We start from the raw sequence: 9,401 nt of genomic DNA, 5'->3' as shown, positions 1-9,401 counted from the left end.
TTTTTTTCTTTTTTCGGATTTTATTTCTTTTACCCAGTAATCATGAAATATTCTGCGCATGACTTCGCTGTGGCGAGAGCTGTCTTTTGGTGCTATTTTTTCATATCCAATCAAAAGAGATGCAAATTTATCAAGACAATCAAGCTTTTCGTAGTCTGACGCAGATGCTTGCCCTTTTAGTCTTTTTGATATCGCGTCTTCTATTTCTTTGTATGATTCATCGCAGGATATCCATAGTCGAACTTTTTTTGCGTTTTCGTCGTTCCAAAAGTCTTTTTGAAAATCCCATAATCCACGAAGCCATATTTCCTCACGTTGGACTTTTGATAATCGAAATATGCTGTATGCAATGAATGCATTTGCAATAGGTGCCAGTAAATAAATGAGTTCTTTGTTTGTCATTTTTTTCTGGTATAAGTGGTTGTTATGATTTTTTTGTTGTCGTTTTTCGTTTTATCAAGGCACGCTTTTCCTCCCGCCCTTTGTATTCTAAAAGATTGATTTCATGCGACCGTCCGGTCGCCGCTGTAGTAGTGCTGGACGCGTGCGGTCATGTCCGGTAGTTGCAGACACTCAACATCCTCAGTAACGCGCACAGCTGATGCAGGATGTGCGCGTCGCGATGTGCGTCTATATGGGCCGTTTTCACGGCGGATTCTTTGCGAAATACGCCGTCGCTTTTTGCAGGGTCGTGTTTTCCTCGCGAAGTTCGGTAACCTCGGCGCGTAGCCGTGACGAGGATTTTAGGGGGAGCCTCACCCCAACCCCAGCCCCTCGATAAACCCCCGCAACACCCCCGCCGAATGCGCCAGCGCCGCCCGTTCCTCGTCGTCGAGCGGGAGCGGCAGGGGCGCGCCGGCGCCCTCGATGCCGACCCGCACCGGGATGCTCAGACAGATGTCGTGGAGGCCGTAGGCGCCGTCGAGCCGGGTGGTGACCGGGAGCACGCTGCCCTGGTCCTCCTGGATGGTGCGCACCAGGTGGGCGATGACCAAGCCGATGGCCCAGTTGGTGTAGCCCTTGCGCTCGATGATTGAGCTGGCGGCGCCGCGCACCTTGGCGAGCAGGGCGTCGCGGCAGGACTGGTCGCAGCGCTTGCCGAGGATGGTGTGACCGCGAATCGGGGTGCCGCCGATGTTGGCCTGGCTCCACACCGCGAACTCGGAGTCGCCGTGCTCGCCGAGGATCAGCGCGTGGACCGAGCGCGGGTCGACCTGGAAGTGCTCGGCGAGCAGGGTGCGCAGCCGGGTGGTGTCGAGCATGGTGCCGGTGCCGATGACACGGTGACGCGGACGGCTGGAGAGCTGCTCCATGGCGTAGGTGAGCAGGTCGACCGGGTTGGAGGCGATCAGCAGCAGCGCCTCCGGGGCGTGGCGGTCGAGCTGCTCGGCGATCTCGCGGAACACCGCGACATTGCGTTGCAGCAGCTCCAGTCGGCTCTCGCCGGGGCGCTGGGCGACCCCGGCGGTGACGATGATGATCTGCGCCCGTGCCAGATCGGCATAGTCGCCGGCGCGCACCCGGCGCCGTCCGACATAGCCCTGGGCGTGCATCAGGTCCATCGCCTCGCCCTCGGCGCGCGCCTGGTCGCGGTCGACCAGGATCAGCTCGTTGGCGATGCGTTGCTGGAACAGCGAGAAGGCGGTGGCCATGCCGACCTGGCCGGTGCCGACGATGCCGATGGTGTGAGGGTGAAGCATGATGGTCTCTCCGGTGTGGGTCAGGCCGGGCGCGCGTCGGGCCAGACCGGGTGATGGGTGTCGATGACGAAGTCGTGGGCGTGGCGCAGTGCCCGGTGGTGGTGGCGGTGGCGGTGCGGCTCCGGTCCCTCCCAGCCCGCGTGCGGGTGGTCGTGGTGGCTGTCGTGGGTATGGAGGTGGTCGTGGTCGAGCGCCCGGTGGTGGTGCTCGAGTACCGCGCGCTCGTCGCGCGGCCACAGCCGGGCGGCGAGCACGGTGCAGGCGAGCGCGGCCAGTCCCAGCAGGAGCGCGGTGGCGGGTGTGCCGAGCGCGGCGCCGAGCGCGCCGGCAAGCAGATAGAACACCAGCCAGCAGGCGTGCGAGAGCGAGAAGTGCGCCGAGAAGTAGGCGGCGCGATCACCGGCGGCGGCCGAGCGGTTGACCACCCGAGCGGCGGGGGTCTGCACCAGTGAGAGACCTGCGCCGACCAGCACCCAGATGGCGAGCAGCCCGCCGAGGCCGGGGCCGCTGGCGACGAGCAGCAGCCCGGCGCCGAGCAGCGCCGCGCCGCCGAGCATCAACCGCCGCTCACTGATGTGCTCGAGCAGTCGCGGCACCGCCAGCGCGGTGAGCATCGAGCCGGCGCCGGTCGCGCCCAGGGCGATGGCCACCATCGACTCGCTGGCACCGAGGGTGTCGCGCACATAGACCACGGTGTTGACGATCACCATGGCGCTGGCACCGGCCACCGCGAGATAGAGCGCGAGCAGTCCGCGCAGACGCGGGGTGGCGAGATAGGCGCGCACGCCGAAGAGGATCTCGGCGCCGAGCGTGCCGGTGCGCTCCGGCGCTCTGGCCGCGGGCAGCAGGGTGCGCGCGACCAGCACCGCCGAGACGAGGAAGGCGAGGGCGTTGAGCGCGAACAGCCCGTCGTCGCTGATCAACAGCAGCGCCGCACCGGCGAGCACCGGGCTGAGCAGCGCCTCGAGGTCGTAGGCCAGGCGCGAGAGCGCCAGGGCGCGGGTGTACTCGGCCTCGTCGGGGAGCAGGTCGGCGATGGTCGCGGAGAACACCGGCTTGAAGCCCGCGGCGCAGAGGTTGAGCAGGAAGATCAGCGCGAGCACCTGCCACAACGCGTCGACCCAGGGCAGGGCGAGCAGCACCGCGGTGCGGATCAGGTCCATGGTCACCAGGAAGGGGCGGCGCGGCAGGCGGTGCGCCAGCCCCCCGAACACCGGGGCGAAGAAGACATAGGCGACCATCTTCAGCGCCAGCGCGGCGCCGAGGATGGCCGCGGCCTGGGCGCCGCCGAGGGCGAAGGCGAGCAGGCTGAGCGCCACCGTGCTCATCCCGGTGCCGACCAGGGCGATCACCTGGGCGGTGAACAGCCGACGGAAGCGCGGGTTGGCCAGGACCTGTGGCGATGGAGCCGGTTTCATGGGGTCTGACTCGATGATCTGACGATGGGGCCGGAGCCCGCTGTTACCCCGACCATCGCACAAAATCGTCCCCGGGCAAACCGCTTCAGTCGCCGCCGCTCCACCAGCGCGGCAGGTCGGCGATGGAGTCGAGCACCGCCTCGGGGCGGATGTCGCTCGTCGCCAGCTCGTCGGCGCGGAACTTGCCGGTGCGCACCAGCAGGCCGCGCATCCCGGCGGCCTGGGCGCCGCCGACGTCGCCGCGCAGGTCGTCGCCGATCATCCAGGTGGTCGCGGGGCTGGCGCCGAGCGCCGCGAGGGCGCGTTCGAAGAAGGCCGTGGCGGGCTTGCCGAAGACCTGGGGCTCGCGCCCGCTGGCATGCGCCAGCGCCATCACGAAGGGCGCGGTGTCGAGGCGCAGCCCGTCCTCGGCGCGCCAGTAGCGGGTCATGCCGAGGGCGAGCAGGGGCGGTGCGTCGGGCTGCATGAGGAAGCGGAAGGCGCGGTTGAGGGTGGCGAAGTCCCAGGCGGCGCCGAGGTCGCCGACGACCACGGCGCTGGCGCGGTCGTGCTCGGGGTCGTGGGCGAGGGCGAGCCCGTCGAGGTCGGCCAGGGTCGGCTTGGGGACGAAGGCCGCGACCGGGCCGTCGACCTGTTCGCGCAGCCAGTCGGCGGCGGCCACCAGCGGGGTGAGGATGTGCGTCTCCTCGACCGTGATGCCGTGACCGGCGAGGCGCGCGACAAGCTGCGCGCGCGGGCGCGAGCTGGCGTTGGTGACGAAGCGGTGGGCCACCGCGTTGGCGCGCAGCCAGTCGAGGGTCTCGGCGGCGCCGGCGATGGCCTGCTCGCCCTGGTAGAGCACGCCGTCCATGTCGATCAGCAGGGCGGTGGATGGGTCTGGGCGCATGGCTCGCTCCTGTCACGGTCGGGGGCCGGGTGTGGATGACGATTCGGTTATCCACAGTTGCTGTGGTTCCATCTGTGGATAACCTGTGCGCGACGCGCTTAAGTGTCCGCCGATGTTGAAGTCTTTTTGGAGTGGACAAGCTTTGCCCGGTAGCGCGTGGCGAGAGGCGCGGGCGGCGGCGGGTGACGGGCCGCGAGCGGCGCGTTAGGCTCTGTGCGCGCGGCCCGTACTGTCGCGCCTCATCGCCAACGAGGGACCGGATCCATGCCCCTGATCGACATCATCGCCGGTGCACGCCCGAACTTCATGAAGATCGCGCCCATCATCCGCGCCCTGGAGCAGCGGCGCGCGGACGGCGGCGGGCTCGAGTATCGTCTGGTGCACACCGGACAGCATTACGACCGGCGGATGTCGGGCGACTTCTTCGAACAACTCGGGATCCCCGCGCCGGATATCAATCTCGAGGTCGGCTCCGGTACCCAGGCCGAGCAGACCGCGGCGATCATGACCCGCTACGAGCGGCTGCTGCTCGAGCACCCCGCCGCGCTCTGTCTGGTGGTGGGGGACGTGACCTCGACCATGGCCTGCGCCATCGCCGCGCAGAAGCTCGGGGTGCGGGTGGCGCACGTCGAGGGCGGCATCCGCTCCGGCGACTGGGGGATGCCCGAGGAGATCAACCGCATGGTGACCGATGCGATCACCAACTGGTTCTTCACCACCAGCGTGCACGCCAACGCCAATCTGCGCGCCGCCGGGGTGGGCGAGGAGCGGATCTTCTTCGTCGGCAACACCATGATCGACACCCTGCTGGCCAATCTCGACCGGCTGCGTCCGCCGCCGTGTTGGGACGACCTGGGGCTGAGGCCGGGCGAGTATTTCGTGCTCACCCTGCACCGCCCGGCCAATGTCGACGCCGACGGCGCCTTCGCGCGCATGCTCCGCGCGGTGGCCGAGCATACCCGCGGGCAGCCGGTGGTCTTCCCGGTGCATCCGCGCACCGCGCGCACCCTGGAGCGGCTCGACGCGGTGCCCGAGACCCTGCACCTGATCGAGCCCCAGCCCTATCTGGAGTTCAACCATCTGGTGCGTCACGCCCGCGCGGTGATCACCGACTCCGGCGGCATCACCGAGGAGACCACGGTGCTCGGGGTGCCCTGCCTGACCCTGCGCGATACCACCGAGCGCCCGGAGACGGTGGAGATCGGCACCAACCTGCTCGTCGGCACCGATCCCGAGCGTCTCGGCCCGGCGCTGGCGCGACTGTTCGATGGTCGCTGGCCGCGCGGCGAGATTCCCGAGCGCTGGGACGGGCGCGCCGGCGAGCGCATCGTCGCCCACCTGGAGCGGCTGCTCGGCACCGACTGACCCTCGTCGCCGGCGCTGGCCCGTCGCTTGCTTCGGAGAACAGCGCGAACGCACCGTGCGCGCTGCGGTGCGCTCGGGGGAGGCGTCCTTGCCCACGGATCGGGCGGAGCCTGGTCGATGCCGGTGCATGGCGGACGAGACAGGCCGGTGCGCGTCGCTGTATGGTTGGGTCCCCGACCCGGTTCGAGCGTCCCCGCCGGGGAAGCCGCTGCCACGTGAACGCCTCGCATTTGCAAGTTCGATGTGAAAGCAGCCATCGAGTTGGAATATAATCGCCGTTTATCTGCAATATCCGGTGGACATCACCGCACGCGGGCCGATGTCCGGCACCGTCCAGCCCCCCGAGGTCGACGAGACGAACTGCCGCGTTGCGCGGGGTGTTGATTCGTGCCCTTGGCGGCGTATATTAATAACTGAGCAAATTACTGAGAATAAGCGGAGCCTGGAGCGATGACCTCAACCCCAGCCGTCGAAGACATCGTCGGATCCGAGTACGAGCACGGTTTCACCACCGAGATCGAGTCCGATACCCTGCCGCCGGGGCTGGACGAGGACGTGGTGCGCGCGATCTCGGCACGCAAGGGCGAGCCCGAGTTCATGACCGAGTGGCGGCTCAAGGCCTATCGCCACTGGCTGACCATGACGCCGCCGAACTGGGCCGATGTCGATCATCCGCCGATCGACTTCCAGGCGATCTCCTACTACTCCGCGCCCAAGCGCCCCGAGGACGGCCCCAAGAGCCTCGACGAGGTCGATCCCGCGCTGCTCGAGACCTACGAGAAGCTCGGCATCCCCATCGAGGAGCAGAAGGCGCTCGCCGGGGTGGCGGTCGATGCGGTGTTCGACAGCGTCTCGGTGGCCACCACCTTCCGCGAGACCCTGGCCGAGGCCGGAGTGATCTTCTGCTCGATCTCCGAGGCGGTGCACGCCTACCCCGAGCTGGTCAAGCAGTACCTCGGCTCGGTGGTGCCGCACACCGACAACTACTTCGCCTGTCTCAACGCGGCGGTGTTCAGCGACGGCACCTTCGTCTACATCCCCGAGGGGGTGCGCTGCCCGATGGAGCTGAGCACCTACTTCCGCATCAACGCCCGCAACACCGGGCAGTTCGAGCGCACCCTGATCGTCGCCGAGGCGGGCAGCTACGTCAGCTATCTGGAGGGCTGTACCGCACCGCAGCGCGACGAGAACCAGCTCCACGCCGCCGTCGTCGAGCTGATCGCGCTCGATGACGCCGAGATCAAGTACTCGACGGTGCAGAACTGGTATCCGGGCGACGCCCAGGGACGCGGCGGTATCTACAACTTCGTCACCAAGCGCGGCGACTGCCGCGGCGCGCGCTCGAAGATCTCCTGGACCCAGGTCGAGACCGGTTCGGCGATCACCTGGAAGTATCCGAGCTGCCTGCTGCGCGGCGAGGACGCGGTCGGCGAGTTCTACTCGGTGGCGGTGACCAAGGGTCGCCAGCAGGCCGACACCGGCACCAAGATGATCCACATCGGTCCCAACACCCGCTCGACCATCGTCTCCAAGGGCATCTCGGCGGGCGAGGGGCGCCAGACCTATCGCGGGCTGGTGCGGATCGGTCAGCGCGCGGCCAACGCGCGCAACCACACCCAGTGCGACTCGCTGCTGATCGGCGATCGTTGCACCGCCAACACCGTGCCCTACATCGAGGTCAAACACCCCTCGGCGAACATGGAGCACGAGGCGACCACCTCCAAGATCAGCGACGACCAGCTCTTCTACTGCCGCGCCCGCGGGCTCAGCGAGGAGGATGCGGTGTCGATGATCGTCAACGGGTTCTGCAAGGAAGTCTTCAACGAGCTCCCGATGGAGTTCGCGGTCGAGGCGCAGAAGCTGCTCAGCATCAGCCTGGAAGGTGCGGTCGGCTAGCGCCGCGCGGGCTCGGCGAAACAACACGCAAGATTCGGACAGGGAACCCGCGCGGGTTCCGGACGATTGGGAGAGGACGATGCTATCTGTCACTGGCCTGCGGGCCAACGTCGGCGACAAAGAGATCCTGCGCGGGCTGGACCTGCGCATCGGCCCCGGCGAGGTGCACGCCATCATGGGCCCCAACGGCTCGGGCAAGAGCACGCTCGCGCATGTGCTCTCGGGCCGCGAGGGCTATGCCGTCACCGGCGGCACGGCGAGCTTCGAGGGGCGCGACCTGCTCGCGCTCGAGCCCGAGGAGCGCGCCCAGCTCGGGCTGTTTCTCGCCTTCCAGTACCCGGTCGAGCTGCCGGGGGTGAACAACACCTACTTCCTCAAGTCCGCGCTCAACAGCATCCGCAAGGCGCGCGGCGAGGACGAGCTCGATGCGGTCTCCTTCATGCGCCTGATCAAGGAGAAGCTGAAGGTGCTGCACCTCGACGACTCGCTGCTCAAGCGCGCGGTCAACGCCGGCTTCTCCGGCGGCGAGAAGAAGCGCAACGAGATCTTCCAGATGGCGCTGCTCGAGCCCAAGCTGGCGATCCTCGACGAGACCGACTCCGGACTCGACATCGACGCCCTGCGGGTGGTCTCGGAGGGCGTCAACGCGCTGCGCAGCCCCGAGCGATCGATGATCGTGGTCACCCACTACCAGCGTCTGCTCGACTACATCGAGCCCGATTTCGTCCACGTCCTCTACAAGGGCCGGATCATCCGCTCCGGCGGCAAGGAGCTGGCGCTCGAACTCGAGCAGCACGGCTACGGCTGGATCACCGACGAGGGCGCGGCGGCATGAGTGGCGAGCTGGCGACCTGGCTCGGGGCCGCCACCCCGAACGGCGGCCCGGCGTGGCTCGAGGCCTGGCGCACGAGTGCGCGCGAGCGGGCGACGGCGCTCGGTGTTCCGGGGAGCAAGCAGGAGGCCTGGCGCTACACCAACCCGCGCCGACTGTTCGAGCAGGCGTTCGACGAGGGCGCGGCGGTGCTCGCCGCCGAGGCGCTGGCGCCGCTGCTGGTCGAGGGCCTCGAGGCCGATCGGGTGGTGCTGGTCAATGGCCGGTATGCCCCCGAGCACGGCCGGCTCGGCGCGCTCCCCGAGGGCGTGCGGATCGACTCGCTGGCGCGCTTGATCGCCGAGGATCCGGAGGCGGTGCGCCCCCATCTCGGTGCGCTCGCCGACGATCCCGCCGCGCTCTTCCCGGCGCTCAACGCCGCCGGCGGCGCCGACGGGCTGGTGGTGCTGCTTGCGCCCGGCGCGCGGCTCGAGCGCCCGCTCGAACTGCTCCACGTCACCACCGGCGAGCGCCCGACGCTGGCCCAGCCGCGCCACCTGATCGTGCTCGGCGAGGGCGCCGAGGCACGGCTCGTCGAGCGCTATGTCGGGGCCGAGCCGAGCATCGCGCACGCCACCAACGCCGTGCTCGAGATCGACCTCGCGGCCGAGGCGCGGCTCGATCATGAGCGCATCCAGCACGACTCGGCCGAGTCGTTCCATCTCAGCACGCTCTATCTGCACCAGCAGGCGCGCAGCCGCTATCAGGGGCTCAACATCGGTCTCGGCGGGCGCTGGGCGCGCACCGACATCAACACCCGTTTCGCCGGGCCGGGGGCCGAGTGCGTGCTCCACGGGCTCTATCTCTCGGGCGACGGTCAGCTCATCGACTATCACCTCGATGTCGACCACGCGGTGCCCGACTGCACCAGCGTCGAGCTGTTCAAGGGCATCCTCTACGGTCAGGGACGCGCGGTGTTCGACGGTCGGGTGTTCGTCGCCCAGGACGCCCAGCGCACCGACGCGGCGATGTCCAACCGCAACCTGATGCTCTCCGAGCGCGCCGAGATCGACACCAAGCCGCAGCTCGAGATCAACGCCGACGACGTCAAGTGCAGCCACGGCACCACGGTCGGTCAGATCGACCCGCAGATGCTGTTCTATCTGCGCGCCCGCGGCATCCCCGAGGCCAGCGCCCGGCGCATGCTCTGTCTCGGTTTCGCCGAGGAGATCATCGGTCGGCTCGGCGACGAGGCGCTGCGCGCCGAGATCGCGGCCCTGGTCGGCGACCGGCTCGAGGCCGCGCCCCTGGACTGAGCGGTGTCG

8 protein-coding genes are annotated in these 9,401 nt (G+C 67.8%); 4 read left to right on the top strand and 4 right to left on the bottom strand.

Translation table 11 applies throughout. The features are described 5' to 3' along the window. From EBL84_RS16960 to EBL84_RS15850, 4 genes are all read right to left on the bottom strand, one after another. On the bottom strand, nt 1-402 hold a 402-nt coding region (locus EBL84_RS16960), incomplete at its 3' end, for a hypothetical protein (RefSeq protein WP_148040318.1). A 353-nt stretch (nt 403-755) separates the two neighbouring features. Continuing rightward, a complete protein-coding gene (locus tag EBL84_RS15860) occupies nt 756-1,700 on the bottom strand; it encodes an L-lactate dehydrogenase (protein WP_123141685.1) in 945 nt (314 codons plus the stop codon). 20 nt (nt 1,701-1,720) lie between these two features. Continuing rightward, nucleotides 1,721-3,118 (bottom strand): MFS transporter, encoded by a 1,398-nt coding sequence (locus tag EBL84_RS15855; RefSeq protein WP_123141684.1) that lies wholly within the window; start codon nt 3,116-3,118, stop codon nt 1,721-1,723. Nucleotides 3,119-3,203: 85 nt separating this feature from the next. Further along, entirely contained in the window at nt 3,204-4,004 is an 801-nt protein-coding gene (locus EBL84_RS15850) for a TIGR01458 family HAD-type hydrolase (RefSeq protein WP_123141683.1), read from the bottom strand. Between the two features lie 264 nt (nt 4,005-4,268). Here EBL84_RS15850 and wecB point away from each other — a divergent pair, with 264 nt between their 5' ends. From wecB to sufD, 4 genes are all read left to right on the top strand, one after another. Next, nucleotides 4,269-5,369, top strand: a complete 1,101-nt coding sequence (gene wecB / locus EBL84_RS15845) for a non-hydrolyzing UDP-N-acetylglucosamine 2-epimerase (protein WP_123141682.1) — start codon at nt 4,269-4,271, stop codon at nt 5,367-5,369. Between the two features lie 450 nt (nt 5,370-5,819). After that, a complete protein-coding gene (sufB, locus tag EBL84_RS15840; RefSeq protein ID WP_123141681.1) occupies nt 5,820-7,265 on the top strand; it encodes a Fe-S cluster assembly protein SufB in 1,446 nt (481 codons plus the stop codon). Between the two features lie 79 nt (nt 7,266-7,344). Continuing rightward, the gene (sufC, locus tag EBL84_RS15835) at nt 7,345-8,100 is read left to right on the top strand and encodes a Fe-S cluster assembly ATPase SufC (RefSeq protein WP_123141680.1); all 756 of its coding nucleotides are present in this window, start codon (nt 7,345-7,347) and stop codon (nt 8,098-8,100) included. Continuing rightward, a complete protein-coding gene (gene sufD / locus EBL84_RS15830) occupies nt 8,097-9,392 on the top strand; it encodes a Fe-S cluster assembly protein SufD (RefSeq protein ID WP_123141679.1) in 1,296 nt (431 codons plus the stop codon). The genes sufC and sufD overlap by 4 nt, the downstream gene beginning before the upstream one ends. Nucleotides 9,393-9,401: the final 9 nt, after the last annotated feature.

The sequence above is a fragment of the Marichromatium sp. AB31 genome (assembly GCF_003718685.1).
GTDB classification, from domain to species: Bacteria; Pseudomonadota; Gammaproteobacteria; order Chromatiales; family Chromatiaceae; genus Marichromatium; species Marichromatium gracile.
Note: the sequence above shows the minus strand (reverse complement) of the source record. Positions and strands in the feature narration are given on the sequence as shown.